Genomic DNA, 13846 nt, shown 5'->3' with positions numbered 1-13846 from the left:
TGGCCGCCGTTGGCAGTCTGAAAATCACCCGTCACGCCCCTCTCCGCACCCACCCCCTCCACCGCCCCCTCCCGCAGCGCGTCCCTCTCGCCTGGAAGGGGAGAGGGAGGGAGGGGTGGTGCTGGGGTGGGTGGGGTGCTTCGGGCGCGCGGGGCGGGGCCCGCGCGCCCGGGGGGTGGGGGTCAGGCGAGGTGGGTGAGGAGGAGGGTGCTGAGCCGTTCGGGGGTGCGGAGGGGGAGGTAGTGGTCGGCGTCCGGGAGTCGGTGGGACGTGGCGGCGGGGATGGTGGCGGTGAGGTGGGTGGCGATGGCGGCGATCTCGGGGTGGTCGTGGTCGCCGTGGACGATCAGGGTGGGGGTGGTGATCCGGGCGAGGTGGGACTCGGCGTCGCGGGGCGGGGCGCCGGTGAGGTGGTGTTCGCTGGTGATCCGGCGGGCGGCGTTCTCGGTGATCATCGTTTCGATGAGGTCGCCGCCGGGGGCGGTGCGGCCGAGGGCGGCCCAGACGGAGAGTTCCAGGGCGGCCAGGGCGGTCGCGTCGCCGCGGCGGCGGGCCTCGGCGTAGGCGGTGGTGTCGGGGGACGGCGGCCAGTCGTGGCCGCTGACCGAGGCGCCGATCAGGGCCAGGGCGGCGACCCGGTCCGGGTGGGCGAGGGTGAAGTCGAGGGCGGTCTCGCCGCCCATGCTGAGGCCGACCAGGGCGGGGCGGGTGAGCCGGAAGTGGTCCAGGACGGTGCGGAGGTCGGCCAGGTCGTCGAAGGGCCGGTCCGGGGGTGCGGAGCGGCCGAGGCCGCGGGCGTCGTAGCGGATCACGTCGTGGTGGCGGGCCAGGGTCGGGACGACGGCGTCCCACAGCCGGGAGTCCATGCCGGAGCCGTGCAGCAGGACGACGGGGGTTCCGGCGCCCCGGCGGTCGGCCCAGAGTCGGCCGCCGTCGGGGGTCGGGATCTCGTGTTCGGTCCTCATCCGGAGGATCCTCGCAGGCCTCGACTCAGGCGGGTTCGGGGAGGCGGATCGGCATCAGGACGGAGAAGGTGCCGGTGCGGCCGGGGGTGCGGATGGCGAGCGGGGCGATCGGGCCGCCGAGTTCGAGCAGGAGCTGGTCGGGGCGGCCGGCGTCGAGGGCGTCCAGGAGGTAGTCCCGGTTGAGGGCGATGTGGACGTCGTCGGGGGTCGGGTCGGCGGCGACGGCGAGGCCGCCGTCGGGGGTGAGGGTGAGGACGGTGACCTGGCAGTCGGCGCCGTGCGGGCCGGAGGGGAGGGTGTGGGTGGCGCCGGTCTCGATCGCCGCGCGCAGGTCGGCGGCGGGCAGGGTGATCCGGTGCCGGGGGTCGAGGCGGGTCAGCACGCGGTGGTCGGGGTAGTCGAGGTCCGGGGTGGTGCCCTCGATGCGGTGGTCGGGGGTCTCGGCGCGGAAGGTGCCGCCGCCGAGGGTGAGGGCGACCTCGGTCGTGTCGTCGGGGAGCAGCGTGCGCAGGGCGTCGACCAGGGCGGTGGGGACGGTGGTGCCGGGCACCGGCTGCTGGGGGGCGCCGAGGGCGGGCAGTTCGGCGAGGGCCATCCGGTAGCGGTCGGTGGCGACCAGGCGCAGCACCGGGCCGTCCGCTTCGAACAGCACTCCGGCGAGGGCGGGCAGTTCGGGGTCGGCGCCGACCGCGAAGCGGACCGCGTCCAGGGCGGCGGCCAGGCCGTCGGCGCGGACGGTGAGGCGCAGGTCGGACGGGGTGGTGGTCATCGGGTGCTCCCTCTGTTCGATCATCGTGCGGATCAGGGAGAGCTCGCGGCGGGCGTCGGCGAGGCCGTCCTCCAGTCGGCGCAGGTGGCTGTCGAGGACCCGGTGGGGCTGGTGGCCGGACAGGACGGCGCGGATGTCGGCCAGCGGCAGGCCGACCCGGCGCAGCCGGGCCAGCAGCCGGGCGTCGGCGAGTTGGCCGGGCCGGTACCAGCGGTAGCCGGTCTGCGGGTCGACCCAGGCGGGGGTGAGCACCTCGGCGCCGTCGTAGTAGCGCAGGGTGCCGACGCCCAGGCCGCTGGCGCGGGCCAGCTCGCCGATGCTGTGCAGCTCGCTCTCCATGCCGATGACTCTCGGGGCTCGACCTGGTCGAGGGTCAAGCGAGGTGGGTGAGCTTGTGGGGGTTGCGGACGACGCGGACGGCGGAGACCAGCGGTTCGCCGTCGGGGCCCTCGCTGAAGTCGAGGACCGAGACGGAGTCGACGGCGCCGTCCACGATGACCAGCAGGCCGGGCTGGCCGTTCACCAGGACGGGCCGGACCTGCGCGGTCTCGCCGAGTTGGCGGAGCACGCCGAGCAGGAAGCGGGCCACGTTGTCGGCGCCGGTGACCGGACGGAGGGCCGCGCGGATCACGCCGCCGCCGTCGCTCCAGGCGGTGACGTCGGGGGCGAGGAGTTCGAGCATCCGGTTGAGGTCGCCGCCGACGGAGGCCGCCAGGAACTGGTCGGTGGCCCGGCGGCGCAGCTCCGGCGGGGCGTCGTAGCGGGGGCGGCGGGCGCGGACGTGCGCCCTGGCGCGGCTGCCGACCTGGCGGCAGGCGGCCTCGGTGCGGTCCAGCGCCTCGGCGATCTCCTGGTAGGAGAAGCCGAAGGCCTCCTTGAGGACGAACACCGCCCGTTCCAGCGGGGAGAGGCTCTCCAGCACCACCAGCAGGGCGATCGAGACGGTCTCGGCGCGCTCGACGTCCTCGGTCGAGTCCGGGGCGGCGACCAGCGGCTCGGGCAGCCAGGGGCCGACGTAGGACTCGCGGCGGACGGCGGCCGAGTCGAGGCGGTTGAGGGCCAGGTTGGTGACCGTACGGGCCAGGTAGCCGCCGGGGCTGGCGACCGGGCCGGTGACCCGGCTCCAGCGCAGCCAGGTGTCCTGGACCAGGTCCTCGGCGTCGGCGACGCTGCCGAGCATCCGGTAGGCGATGCCGAAGACCGTCCGCCGGTGCTGTTCGAAGTCGGCGAGCCGGGTGTCGGGCTCCGGGGCGTCGGTCTCGGGGGCGTCTGGCTCGGCGGCGTCGGACTCGGGGGCGTCGGTCACGTTCGGGACGCTACCGCACGGTAGTGGTCAGGAGCGGAAGGTTTCGTACGCGGGGGCGAGCAGGGTGGCGAGGTCGCGGCCGTGCACGGTGATGCCGGAGCGGCCGAGGCGCCGCAGCGAGGGCTCGTCGGGTTCGTCGTCCGGGGGTTCGGGCCGGAGGGTGAAGTCGCCGCGCCAGTAGGCGGCGACGTTGACCGTCGGGGGCTTGGGCCGCTGGTCGGTCATGCGTCCTCCTCGGCGACGGCGTCCTCGCGGGTGAGGGCGACCAGTTCGCGCAGGGCCTCGGTGGGGAGATCGGTCAGCCAGCGCTCGCCCGCGCCGACCACGGTGTCGGCCAGGGCCCGCTTGGCGGTGAGGAGTTCGTCGATCCGTTCCTCGACGGTGCCGACGCAGACCAGTCGGCGGACCTGGACGTCGCGGCGCTGGCCGATCCGGAAGGCGCGGTCGGTGGCCTGCTCCTCGACCGCCGGGTTCCACCAACGGTCCAGGTGGATCACCTGGTTGGCGGCGGTCAGGTTGAGGCCGGTGCCGCCGGCCCGGAGCGAGAGGAGGAAGACCCCCGGACCGTCCGGGGACTGGAAGCGTTCGACCAGCTCCTCGCGGCGGGCGCGCGGGACGCCGCCGTGCAGGTGGAGCACCTCCTCGCCGAGTCGGCGCTCCAGGTACGGGCGGAGCATGGTGCCGAACTCGGCGTACTGGGTGAAGACCAGGGTGCGGTCCCCTTCGGCCAGTGCCTCCTCCAGCAGCTCGGCGAGCCGGGCCACCTTGCCCGAGCGCTCCCCCAACGGCGAGCCGTCGTGCAGCAGTTGGGCCGGATGGTTGCAGACCTGCTTCAGCTTGCCGATCGCCGCCAGCACCGTGCCGCGCCGCTCCACGCCCCGGATGCCCTCGACCCGCTGGAGCAGGTCGGCGACCACCGCCTGGTAGAGGCCGGCCTGCTCCGCGGTGAGATTGCACCAGACGGTCATCTCCTGCTTGGCGGGCAGTTCGGCCGCCACCGCCGGGTCGGACTTGAGCCGGCGCAGCACGAACGGGGCGGTACGGCGCCGGAGTTCGGCGGTGCGTTCGGGGCTGCGGTGCAGTTCGACCGGGATCGCGTAGCGCTCCTTGAAGCGCTCGGCCGGGCCGAGCAGGCCGGGGTTGGCGAAGTCCAGTACGGCGTGCAGCTCGGCGAGCCGGTTCTCCACCGGGGTGCCGGTCAGGGCGATCCGGTGCCGGGTGACGGGCAGCGCGCGGATCGCCCGGGCCTGGGCGGTGCCGCTGTTCTTGATGTGCTGCGCCTCGTCGGCGACCACCCGACGCCAGCGGATCGCGCGCAGCGCGGCGAGGTCGCGCTGGACCAGTCCGTAGGTGGTGATGACCAGGTCCACGTCCCGTACGGCGTCGGCGAGTCGACCGGCGCCGAGGCGGTCGGCGCCGTGGTGGACGTGCCGGCGCAGGGCGGGGGCGAAGCGTTCCGCCTCGCGCTGCCAGTTGCCGACCAGGGACATCGGGCAGACCAGGAGGGTGGGCGCGGTCGGCCCGGCGGCTCGTTCGGCGGCGAGCAGGGCGAGGGTCTGGACGGTCTTGCCGAGGCCCATGTCGTCGGCCAGGACGGCGCCGAGGCCGAGCCCGGACATGGTCGTCAGCCAGGCGAGGCCGCGCTGTTGGTACGGGCGCAGTTCGGCGCGGAAGTCCGGTGGGAGGGTGGGGACTTCGGGGGCGGCGGCGCGTCCGGCGAGCAGGTCGCCGAGTGGGCCGTCCGCCTGGACGCCGGTGACCGGGAGGCCGGCGACGGTGGCCTCGGGGTCGAGGGCGAGCCGCAGCAGGTCGGCGGCGGCCAGCAGGCCGTCGCGCTGCTCGCCGAGGAAGGCGAGCGCGGCGGCGATCTGGGCCGGGTCGGCCTCCAGCCAGGTGCCCCGGACCCGCACCAGGCCCTGTTTGGCGGCGGCGAGTTCGGCGAGTTCCCGTTCGGTGAGCGGGGTGCCGTCCGGGCCGAGGGCGGCCTGCCACTGGAAGGCGACCACGGCGTCCCGGTCGATCCGGCTGGTGACGGCGAGGGTGCCGGGGGCGGGTGGGGTGGTGGCGCGCAGGGCGAGTCCGAGCCGGGGGCGGCGGCGCCACCAGGCGGGCAGCAGCACGCCGAAGCCGGCCTCGGCGAGGGCGGGGGCGGCGGTGCGCAGGAAGTCGAGGGCGCCGGTGCGGTCGAGCGGCAGGGCGGACGGGCGGGAGCGGTGGCGCAACCCGTCCAGGGCGGGCCAGCGGTGGGCGGCGCGGGCGAGTTCGGCCACCAGGGTGTCGGCGGGGGCGGCCCGGTCGGTCTTCCGGGCGAGCGTGGCGTGGGCGGCGCCGCCCTCGTGGAGGTCGGCGGCGCGGACCAGCAGGGAGGGTTCGTCGACGGCCTGGAGCAGGAACTCCAGCCGCCAGGCGTCGTCGGAGGGGCGGCCGTCGGGGTCGTCGTCGTCGGGGCCGAGCGGTTCGACCAGGCGGAAGCAGAGCCGCAGCGCGGGGTCGGCGGGCTCGGCGGCGGCGTACCAGTCGGCGATCCGGCGGCCCAGGGCGGCGACCTCCTCGGGCGGGGCGTCGAGGTCGCCGGTGGGGGTGGCGAGGGCGTGCAGCCAGCGGTCGGCCACCGGCTCGCCGGGGGCGGGGAAGGGCGTGTCGGCCAGGGCGGCCCGGGCCTCGGCGTCGGTCAGGGCGGCCAGGACGGCCTCCAGCAGCGCCTCGCCGGTGTCGGTGTCGGTATCGGTATCGGCGCCGGTGTCGGTGCCGGTGTCGATGTCGGCGCCGGCCGGCCATTCGCCGAGCAGGACGGGCGGGCAGCCGGCGGCCAGCCGGGCGGCCTCGCGGCGGTCGGACGGGGTGGGGTCGGGGCGCCAGCGGGCCTGCGGGCGGCCGTCGGCGAGGACGGGCAGCGGCAGCACCCGGCCCCGGCCGACGGCCCGCCAGGCGAGGTCGTGCACCCCGGTGAGCCAGCGCAGCGAGGGGCCGTACACCACCTCAACCCGGCCGGTGCCGGGCAGGTCGGTGTCGGTGACGGCCCAGTGCGGGTCGTGGACCTCGCCGAGCAGCTGGGCGGCGGCCGCGGCGTCGAAGAGCAGCGCGGGCACCCGCCAGGGGGTGAGCACGGCGCCGCCGCGCGGCGGGGTGACCGGCAGGTCGGGCGAGGGGGCGGGCAGGGTGCCGACGGTGGGCAGCAGCAGGGTGGCCCAGCGTTCGGGGGCCTGCCCGGCGAGCCAGCCGAGGCCGGGCCCGATGCCGCCGAGCACGGCGGCCAGGGTGTCGGCCGGGCAGGCGTAGGGGTGGGCGCGCGGGGCGGGCCGGTCGGGGTGGCGCTCGGTGGCACCGGGATGGGTGCGGGCGTCCTCGGCCCAGAGGGCCAGCCGTCCGTCCGCCCGCCAGAGTGCGTGCAGGACGAACATGGGGGGCCTTTCGGGGCAGGTGGGGACCGTCCTTCGCAGCCTAGCCGGGTGGTCGGACAGTGCCCGTCGGGCCGGGCCGCTGAGCCGTTCGGGCGAACCTCGGGAGATGTGGTTGAAACTTGAACGAAATCGTCGTACGGTGGAGCCAAGAAGTTGAAGCCTAAACAAATGGCTTCGAACCCGAGGAGGAGCCATGGGCCTGTTCAACCGCACCAAGACCGTCACCGCCGCCCCGGCCGCCGTCCGGACCCCGGCCGGCCCGGACCTGTCGCACCTGACCGGCGACTGGGCCATCGACGCCACCCACAGCGAGATCGGCTTCTCGGTCCGTCACGCCATGGTCACCAACGTCAAGGGCCGCTTCACCGAGTACGACGGCAAGCTGCACCTGGACGGCGCCACCCCGGCCAACTCCTCGGCGGACCTGGTGATCAAGGTCGCCAGTGTCGACACCAACCAGGCCCAGCGCGACGAGCACCTGCGCACCGGCGACTTCTTCGCCGCCGAGACCTACCCGGAGATCCGCTTCCGCAGCACCTCCACCGAACAGCACGGCGAGGACTCCTACCGGATGCACGGCGAGCTCACCATCAAGGACACCACCCGCCCGGTGGTCCTCGACCTCGACTTCACCGGCAGCGCCACCGACGCCTACGGCGCCGAGCGGGTCGGCTTCGAGGGCCGGACCGTCGTCGACCGCACGGAGTTCGGCCTCACCTACAACGCGGCCCTGGAGACCGGCGGCGTGCTGATCGGCGAGAAGGTCAAGCTCAGCTTCGACATCTCCGCCGTCAAGGCGGCCTGACCCGGCCGCCCCCGAGCCCACCGCCCCTGCCTATCCCCCCGAGGCAGGGGCGGTGTTGCGTACGGCCGAGGCCAGCGCCGCGTCCGCCGGGGGCAGCCAGCTGCCCGCCGGGCGGTCCAACCAGCCCTCGGCCGTGGCGAGTTCACCCGCCGCCGCGGCCAGTGCCGACAGCCCCGGGTGGTGCTCCCCCGGCCGGTGCACCAGGCTGACCAGGCACAGCGGCACCGGCTCCACCAGCGGCACGTTCACCGCCCCCGGGATCCTCGGCCCGCCGACCGTGGTCAGCATCGGATCGCCGTGCCGGGCCAGGTAGCGGGCGGTCTCGTCCAGTCCCACCGGCGGGACGTACGGCTCGGCCGCGCGCAGCCCGTGCTCGCGCAGCAGCCGGGCGCCGAGGTCGGCCCACTCGGTGGTGGCCGGGTTGCCCGCACAGATGTCGACCGGGTGCCCGGCCAGCTCGGCGAGCCGCAGCACCGGGCGGCCGGCCAGCGGATGGGTGTCCGCCATCATCACCGAGATCCGTTCCAACCGCACCGGCAGCTGGGCGAGTTGACCGCGCACCGGGTCGGGCAGACCGGCGAAGCGGCCGAACGAGGCGTCCAGCCGGTGCGCCAGCAGTTCGGCGGCGGCCGCGGCCAGCCCGCCGTGGAAGCGGGCCAGCAGCTCCCCCTCCGGCCAGGCGGCCCGGGCCCGCCCCAGCACCCGGTCGGCGGTGAGGTCCGGCCCGGTGACGTCGCTGTTGAGGTCCAGCAGCAGCGGCCTGGCGACGACCCCGGCGCCGCGGCCGGCGTCGGCGAGGATCTCGTCGTGCAGGGCGAGCAGCCGGCGCGCCCTCGGCAGCAACCGGTGCCCGGCCGGGGTGAGTTCGACGCTGCGGGTGGTGCGGGTGAACAGCGGGTCGCCGAGCAGCTCCTCCAAGGAGCGGATGTCCCGGCTGAGGGCCTGTTGGGCGACGTACAGCCGCTGGGCGGCCCGGCCGAAGTGCAGGGTCTCGGCGATCGCGACGAAGCCGCGGAGCAGGCGGGGGTGCAGGTCACGGGGCATGGGCGGCAGATTAACAACACCGCGTTGTGGATCCGGCGGAACAGGTGTTGGACGCCCGCCGCCGACCCGGGCGAGGGTGGCCGCATCCCCCTTCCGTCCGGTGCCCCAGGAGCCCGATTGCCCACCCGCGCCCTGCTCGCCTCCTACCGCTCCTACCGCCGGCTGTTCGCCGCCCCCGGCGCCGCCGCCTTCACCCTGGCCGGGCTGCTCGGCCGGCTCGCGCTGTCGATGAACGGCGTTTCGCTGGTGGTGCTGCTCGCCGAGCGGCGCGGCTCGTACGCGCTGGCCGGGACGGTCTCGGCGGCCGGACTGGTCACCGGCGCGATCGGGATGCCGCTGCTCGGCCGGCTGGTGGACCGGTACGGGCAGGCCCGGGTGGCGGTGCCGGCCGCGCTGTACAACGCCGTCCCGCTCGCCGCCCTGCTGCTCTGCGTCCGGCTCGGCGCGCCGGACTGGACGCTGTACCTCTGCTGGGCGGCCGCCGCGGCCGCGCCCAACCTGGGCGGGATGGCCCGGGCCCGCTGGGCCCACCTGCACCGGGACGACCCGGCCGCCCGGCACCTGGCCAACTCCCTCGAACAGGCGCTGGACGAACTCTGCTTCATGGCCGGACCGGTGCTGGCCATGCTGCTCTGCACGGGGCTCGCCCCGGAGGCCGGGCTGCTCACCGCCGGCGCCCTCGGCACCACCGGCGCGCTGCTGTTCGCCGCCCAGCGGCGCACCGAACCGCCTTTGGCCGGACGGTCGTTGGCCGAACCGCCGATGGCCGGACGGTCGTCGGACGGACGGTCGTCGGACGGCGGGAAGCACGGTTCGCCGCTGCGGGTGCCCGGGCTGCGGGTGCTGGCGCTGACCTTCCTCGCCACCGGCATGGTGTTCGGCGCGAACGAGGTCACCACCGTCGCCTACGCCGAGTCGCTCGGCCACCGGGCGGCGGCCGGTCCGCTGCTGGCCCTGGTCGCGGCCGGATCCTGCGTCACCGGGCTGCTGTTCGGACTGCTGACCCCGCGTCGGGCGCCCGCGACGCGCTTCCTGCTCGGGGCGGCGGCGATGGCCGGGGTCCTGCTGCTGCCGCTGGCCGCCGGGCTCGGCGGGGCCGGGCTCGCCCTGCTCGGGGCGGTGTTGTTCGCGGCCGGGACGGCCACCGCGCCGACCATGGTGACGGGCATGACGCTGGTCCAGGAGCTGTTGCCGCAGCGGCAGTTCAACGAGGGGATGGCGGTGGCGGTGTCCGGCATCGTGGTCGGCATCTCGGCCGGGTCGGCGCTCGCCGGGACGCTCGCCGAGCACACCCCGCCCGGCACCGGCTACGTGCTGCCCGCCGGGGCCGCCGCGCTCGCCCTGCTGATCGCGCTGACCGGACGCCGCCATCTGCGCACACCCGGGGGCGGCACCGGGAGCGGCCCCGGGGCGCGGGAAAATGCCGAGCGGGTTGTCAGTGCCTCCGTCTAACTTCTAGGGCATGGCGGAAATCACCTACGTCCGAGGCGATGCCACCACGCCCCAGGGCAAGGGCGTGAAGGTGATCGCGCATGTCTGCAACGACCTGGGCGGCTGGGGAAAGGGCTTCGTGCTCGCGCTCTCCAGACGCTGGCCCGAACCCGAGTCCGCGTTCCGACGCTGGCACCGGGAGCGGGCGAAGAACGACTTCGGCCTCGGCGCCCTGCAGTTGGTGCAGGTCGAGCCGTACGTCTGGGTGGCCAACCTGGTCGGCCAGCGCGGCATCCGGACCGGGCGCTCCACCGGAGTGCCGGTGCGGTACGAGGCCATCGACACCGCGCTGGCCGCCCTGGGCGGGCGCGCGCTCGAACTGGGCGCGTCCGTCCACATGCCGCGGATCGGCTGCGGACTGGCGGGCGGGCGCTGGGAGAAGGTCGAGCCGCTGGTGGCCGACCGGCTGACGGCGCGCGGCGTGCCGGTGACGGTCTACGACGTCGACTGACCGGCGGCGTGGCCCGACTTCGGCTTCGACTCCGACCCTGACCCCGTTCCCGACTTCGACACCGATACCGATACCGACTTCGACCCCGACTGCGCCGGCCAGGCGTACACGTACTCGGGCAGCAGGTGGCCGCCCGGGAAGACACCTTCCTGCGCCCTGATCCGGACCCCGCCCTCGCGTTCGTAGAAGGCGATCGCGCGGGTGTTGGCGCGCAGCACCTCCAGGCGCAGCTCCGCGCCGGGGTGCCGCTCGGCGACCTCGGCGCGGGCCGCGGCCAGCAGTTCCCGACCGATGCCCCCGCCGGTGAGCCCCGGGCGGACGTGCAGGTTGTCCACCAGTACCCCGCCGTCGGGCTGCGGCACCAGGTAGACGAATCCGACCGTTTCGCCGGACCGTTCGGCGATCAGCAGCACGGGCGTGTTCTCCGGCGTCCCGTAGTCGACCGTCAGGCGCAGCTCCCACAGCTCGCGCCGCTGGGCGGCCAGTCCGTCCCCGAGCGCCTCGTCGGGGACCATCCCGCGATAGCTGGTGCTCCAGCTGTCGGTGTGCAGATCCGCGACGGGCACGGCGTCCTGCGCGCCGCCGTACCGAATGATCGTCCGCCCTATTCCGGTCATGTGACGAGCCTCCCACAGAGATGGAGTTGAACATGTTCAGCAACAAGGTCTACAGTTTCGACAACGTTTTGAACGCGTTCGAAATCACGGGGGTGGTGAGCGTGGCACCGGATGCGGAGGGGGCATCCGGTGCCACGAGCACCGACAGCACCGACACCGGGTGGAGCGTCGTCTCCGGCTAGGCTCGTGCTCGTGGACGACCTGGCAGCGACGAACCGAACGGACGGCGAGAAGGGTGCGGCCGACGCCTCGGCCGCACCCGGCACGGACGGCGGGCCCATGCCCGGCAGCCGGGCCCGGCCCAAGACCGACAAGAGCGAGGCGACCCGGGCCCTGATCCTGGAGACGGCCATGCGGCTGTTCCAGGAGCGGGGCTACGAGAAGACGACCATGCGCGCCATCGCCACCGAGGCGGGCGTGTCGGTCGGCAACGCCTACTACTACTTCTCGGCGAAGGAATTCCTGATCCAGGGGTTCTACGACGGGATGACCCACGACCACGCGGCGGACGCCAGGACCCGCATGGCCGGCACCCGGGACTTCGGCGAGCGCCTGGAGATCGCGCTGACCTCCTGGCTGGACACCGCCGCGCCGTACCACGAGTTCGCCGCGCAGTTCTTCCGCACCGCGGCCGACCCGACCAGCTCGCTGAGCCCGTTCTCCAACGAGTCCCACCCGGCCCGGGCGACGGCCGTCGAGCTGTTCCGCGACGTCCTCCAGGGCTCGGAGCTGGCGCCCAAGCTGGACGCCGAACTGGTCGAACTGCTGCCGGACGTGCTCTGGCTGCACCTGATGGTCGTGGTGCTCTACTGGGTCTTCGACCGGACCGAGGACACCGAGCGGACCAGGGAGTTCGTCCGGCGCTCGACCCCGATGGCGGCCCGGGTGATCAACCTGTCGCGCTACCGGGTCTTCCGACCGATCGTGCGGGACGCCAAGGGGCTGATCCAGGACTTCATCCTCCCCACGATCGGCAAGACCGCCGTCAAGTAACGCCCGGCGGACCGGAGTCGGAAAACGGCCGGGGCCGGTCCGCGGTGCGGGCCGGCCCCGGCGGTCATCCGGGCGGACTGTCCGGGCGGCCGGCTCAGAACTCGGTCGGCGTCCAGGCCCGCAGCGGAGTGCGCAGCAGCAGGTCGGCGGCGACCACCGCGCCGGGGCGCAGCTCGGTGAGCAGTCCGGCCGCGGCCAGCCGCGGGACCGTCTCGGCCCCCAGGTAGAGCGAGCCCAACCGGCAGGCGTCGAGGGCGAGATCGGCGTCGTCGGTGGTCCGGACGCAGCGGCCGGTGCCGTCCTCGGCGACCTCGATCGCGAAGCGGCCGGAGGCGTAGCCGAGGTGGTCCTCGACCTCCAGCACCACCCGGCCGGCGGCCCCGTACGAGCGGGCGCCGAAGGCGGCCTCGACGTCCAGCAGCCGCAGCCACATGGCGTCGGCGTTCCCCTTGTCCGGGGTGGCCGCGCGCGGGTCCTGGAGCAGCAGCGGCAGCGGGTCGTCCGGGGCGACGCCCTCCACCACGACCCTGCGCACCCAGTCGACGCTCAGCACCAGGCGCCACAGTTCGACGGCGGTCGGCAGGTCGAGGGCGATCAGCTCCTCCACGGTGAGCGTGCAGTCGGGGACGGCGCCGTCCCACTTGTTGTCGATCCGGTAGACCACCAGGCCGGTGACCTCGCCGTCGGCGTTCCGGTGGACGGCGACGAACGGCTCCTTGAAGTCGTCCCCCGGCACCTCGATCACCCGGGTGGTGCGCTCCCACCAGAGCTCGTCCCGGGCGATCGCGCCCGGCTGGGTGAGCCGCCAGCGGTCGTACAGCGGGGCGCCGAGCTCGCGCTGCTCCGCCAGGGTCACGAAGTCGACCCGGCCGCCGGGCACGCCCGGCAGGCCCTCGCGCGGCCCGCGGGTGCGCGAGAGGTCGACGGTCCAACCGCAGCCCTGGGTCGCCGGGCCGAAGCCGAAGCGGCCGTAGATGTTGTACTCGGCCGCCATCAGGACGGCGACCGCACAGCCGCGCTGGGCGGCGGATTCGAGGTCCCGGCGCATCATCGCGCTGAGCAGGCCCCGGCGGCGGTGGGTGGCGCTGACCGTGACGTTGGTGAGGGCGTCGGCCCGGACGAGGGCACCGCCCGGAACGGTCAGTTCGACGTCGAAGCTGCGGAAGGTGGCGATCTGGCGGTCACCGTCGAAGCCGGCCTGCATCCGCCCCGGCTCCCACTGCCGCCGGCGCAGCCCCGGCGCGATGCCCGCGTGCGGGCGCAGGAAGCCGAAGTTCAGCGCCCGGTTCCACTCCTCGACCTCGTCCACGGAGACGGCCCTGACCTGCAGTCCGTCCACGGTGTCGACGGCCGTGTCATCGATCTCGTTGCCCATCCGGCCACCGTACGGCGGTGGCCGGGCGGGGGCATCCGATTATTCCGTGGCCGATCCGTCGTGCTGACCGGGCAGGACGACCCAGTGGTTGGTGCGCAGGACGCGGTCGTCGAAGTCGAGGTCCCGCTCGCCGAGCAACCGGAAGCCGAGCCCGCGGCAGACCCCGTTGGAGGGGGCGTTGGTGACGCCCGGGTTGGCGTGCACCTCGCCCCACCGGCCGTCCGCCGCCGCGTCGTCCAGCACCCGGCGGGTGGCCGCCTTGGCGAGGCCCCGGCCCTGGTACTCGGGCAGCACCATCCAGCCGATCTCGGAGACGGTGACGCCGTCCTCCTCGTCCTGCCAGAGCACGACGAGGCCGGCCGCCGTGTCGGTGTCGCCGTCCGGCACGATCACCTTGATCCAGGCCTCGTCCGCCGCCGCCAGTGCGAGGTCCTTGCGCAGCCGGGCCTCGACCTTCTCCCGGGGCAGCGGGCCGCCCAGCTCGGCCATCATCACCTCGTCGCACTTCATCCGGACGTACGCGTCGACGTCGCCCGCCTCGATGTTCCGCAGCCGCACGGTTCCTCCTGGGAGTGGTCGGAGCGGCCACGCTAGCCCGCGCCTCCGACACCGACGGGTCCCGTGCCCGG

The 13846-nt window shown here is 74.7% G+C and carries 14 protein-coding genes; 5 read left to right on the top strand and 9 right to left on the bottom strand.

Going from position 1 to position 13846, the window contains the following annotated elements; translation table 11 throughout:
• Positions 1-182 precede the first annotated feature (182 nt).
• From ACIP4P_RS34935 to ACIP4P_RS34915, 5 genes are all read right to left on the bottom strand, one after another.
• Positions 183-965 carry an alpha/beta fold hydrolase gene (locus tag ACIP4P_RS34935; RefSeq protein WP_400925419.1) on the bottom strand — a complete coding sequence of 261 codons (783 nt, stop codon included), beginning with the start codon at positions 963-965 and terminating at the stop codon, positions 183-185.
• A gap of 25 nt (positions 966-990) precedes the next feature.
• Entirely contained in the window at positions 991-2073 is a 1083-nt protein-coding gene (locus ACIP4P_RS34930; protein WP_400925417.1) for a MerR family transcriptional regulator, read from the bottom strand.
• A gap of 34 nt (positions 2074-2107) precedes the next feature.
• Positions 2108-2914 carry an RNA polymerase sigma factor SigJ gene (gene sigJ / locus ACIP4P_RS34925; RefSeq protein WP_400925431.1) on the bottom strand — a complete coding sequence of 269 codons (807 nt, stop codon included), beginning with the start codon at positions 2912-2914 and terminating at the stop codon, positions 2108-2110.
• 153 nt (positions 2915-3067) lie between these two features.
• Positions 3068-3265: a hypothetical protein gene (locus ACIP4P_RS34920; protein ID WP_400925415.1), complete on the bottom strand. Its 198-nt coding sequence runs from the start codon at positions 3263-3265 to the stop codon at positions 3068-3070.
• Positions 3262-6441 carry a DEAD/DEAH box helicase gene (locus ACIP4P_RS34915; RefSeq protein WP_400925413.1) on the bottom strand — a complete coding sequence of 1060 codons (3180 nt, stop codon included), beginning with the start codon at positions 6439-6441 and terminating at the stop codon, positions 3262-3264. Before ACIP4P_RS34915 ends, ACIP4P_RS34920 begins: the two co-directional genes overlap by 4 nt.
• Positions 6442-6634: 193 nt before the next feature.
• Between ACIP4P_RS34915 and ACIP4P_RS34910 the strand changes: the two genes are divergently transcribed.
• Entirely contained in the window at positions 6635-7246 is a 612-nt protein-coding gene (locus ACIP4P_RS34910; protein WP_400925411.1) for a YceI family protein, read from the top strand.
• Positions 7247-7276: 30 nt separating this feature from the next.
• Here the strand turns inward: ACIP4P_RS34910 and ACIP4P_RS34905 are convergent, their stop codons facing one another.
• Positions 7277-8290, bottom strand: coding sequence for a LysR family transcriptional regulator (locus ACIP4P_RS34905; protein ID WP_400925409.1), 1014 nt, complete (start codon positions 8288-8290; stop codon positions 7277-7279).
• Positions 8291-8407: 117 nt separating this feature from the next.
• Here ACIP4P_RS34905 and ACIP4P_RS34900 point away from each other — a divergent pair, with 117 nt between their 5' ends.
• Both ACIP4P_RS34900 and ACIP4P_RS34895 read left to right on the top strand, forming a co-directional pair.
• Positions 8408-9742 (top strand): MFS transporter, encoded by a 1335-nt coding sequence (locus tag ACIP4P_RS34900; protein WP_400925407.1) that lies wholly within the window; start codon positions 8408-8410, stop codon positions 9740-9742.
• A 10-nt stretch (positions 9743-9752) separates the two neighbouring features.
• Positions 9753-10232 (top strand): macro domain-containing protein, encoded by a 480-nt coding sequence (locus ACIP4P_RS34895; protein WP_350517707.1) that lies wholly within the window; start codon positions 9753-9755, stop codon positions 10230-10232.
• Here the strand turns inward: ACIP4P_RS34895 and ACIP4P_RS34890 are convergent.
• Positions 10217-10849: a GNAT family N-acetyltransferase gene (locus ACIP4P_RS34890; RefSeq protein ID WP_400925404.1), complete on the bottom strand. Its 633-nt coding sequence runs from the start codon at positions 10847-10849 to the stop codon at positions 10217-10219. The two genes, ACIP4P_RS34895 and ACIP4P_RS34890, sit on opposite strands and share 16 nt — an antisense overlap.
• Before the next feature lie 32 nt (positions 10850-10881).
• Between ACIP4P_RS34890 and ACIP4P_RS34885 the strand changes: the two genes are divergently transcribed.
• Positions 10882-11031 carry a hypothetical protein gene (locus ACIP4P_RS34885; RefSeq protein WP_350517709.1) on the top strand — a complete coding sequence of 50 codons (150 nt, stop codon included), beginning with the start codon at positions 10882-10884 and terminating at the stop codon, positions 11029-11031.
• Between the two features lie 10 nt (positions 11032-11041).
• Positions 11042-11842 carry a TetR family transcriptional regulator gene (locus ACIP4P_RS34880; protein WP_350517710.1) on the top strand — a complete coding sequence of 267 codons (801 nt, stop codon included), beginning with the start codon at positions 11042-11044 and terminating at the stop codon, positions 11840-11842.
• A 94-nt stretch (positions 11843-11936) separates the two neighbouring features.
• Here ACIP4P_RS34880 and ACIP4P_RS34875 read toward each other — a convergent pair whose 3' ends face one another.
• Together ACIP4P_RS34875 and ACIP4P_RS34870 are read right to left on the bottom strand one after the other, a co-directional pair.
• Entirely contained in the window at positions 11937-13217 is a 1281-nt protein-coding gene (locus ACIP4P_RS34875) for a GNAT family N-acetyltransferase (protein WP_400925401.1), read from the bottom strand.
• A 39-nt stretch (positions 13218-13256) separates the two neighbouring features.
• Entirely contained in the window at positions 13257-13775 is a 519-nt protein-coding gene (locus ACIP4P_RS34870) for a GNAT family N-acetyltransferase (protein ID WP_400925399.1), read from the bottom strand.
• Between the last annotated feature and the right edge of the window lie 71 nt (positions 13776-13846).

It is taken from the genome of Kitasatospora sp. NPDC089509, assembly GCF_044749365.1.
Taxonomy (GTDB): domain Bacteria; phylum Actinomycetota; class Actinomycetes; order Streptomycetales; family Streptomycetaceae; genus Kitasatospora.
Note: the sequence above shows the minus strand (reverse complement) of the source record. Positions and strands in the feature narration are given on the sequence as shown.

What these genes read in the sequence shown, in the direction of transcription:
- ACIP4P_RS34935 (WP_400925419.1), bottom strand. Translation starts at nt 965, where the DNA reads ATGAGGACCGAACACGAGATCCCGACCCCCGACGGCGGCCGACTCTGG.
- ACIP4P_RS34930 (WP_400925417.1), bottom strand. Translation starts at nt 2,073, where the DNA reads ATGGAGAGCGAGCTGCACAGCATCGGCGAGCTGGCCCGCGCCAGCGGC.
- sigJ (WP_400925431.1), bottom strand. Translation starts at nt 2,914, where the DNA reads ATGCTCGGCAGCGTCGCCGACGCCGAGGACCTGGTCCAGGACACCTGG.
- ACIP4P_RS34920 (WP_400925415.1), bottom strand. Translation starts at nt 3,265, where the DNA reads ATGACCGACCAGCGGCCCAAGCCCCCGACGGTCAACGTCGCCGCCTAC.
- ACIP4P_RS34915 (WP_400925413.1), bottom strand. Translation starts at nt 6,441, where the DNA reads ATGTTCGTCCTGCACGCACTCTGGCGGGCGGACGGACGGCTGGCCCTC.
- ACIP4P_RS34910 (WP_400925411.1), top strand. Translation starts at nt 6,635, where the DNA reads ATGGGCCTGTTCAACCGCACCAAGACCGTCACCGCCGCCCCGGCCGCC.
- ACIP4P_RS34905 (WP_400925409.1), bottom strand. Translation starts at nt 8,290, where the DNA reads ATGCCCCGTGACCTGCACCCCCGCCTGCTCCGCGGCTTCGTCGCGATC.
- ACIP4P_RS34895 (WP_350517707.1), top strand. Translation starts at nt 9,753, where the DNA reads ATGGCGGAAATCACCTACGTCCGAGGCGATGCCACCACGCCCCAGGGC.
- ACIP4P_RS34890 (WP_400925404.1), bottom strand. Translation starts at nt 10,849, where the DNA reads ATGACCGGAATAGGGCGGACGATCATTCGGTACGGCGGCGCGCAGGAC.
- ACIP4P_RS34885 (WP_350517709.1), top strand. Translation starts at nt 10,882, where the DNA reads ATGTTCAGCAACAAGGTCTACAGTTTCGACAACGTTTTGAACGCGTTC.
- ACIP4P_RS34875 (WP_400925401.1), bottom strand. Translation starts at nt 13,217, where the DNA reads ATGGGCAACGAGATCGATGACACGGCCGTCGACACCGTGGACGGACTG.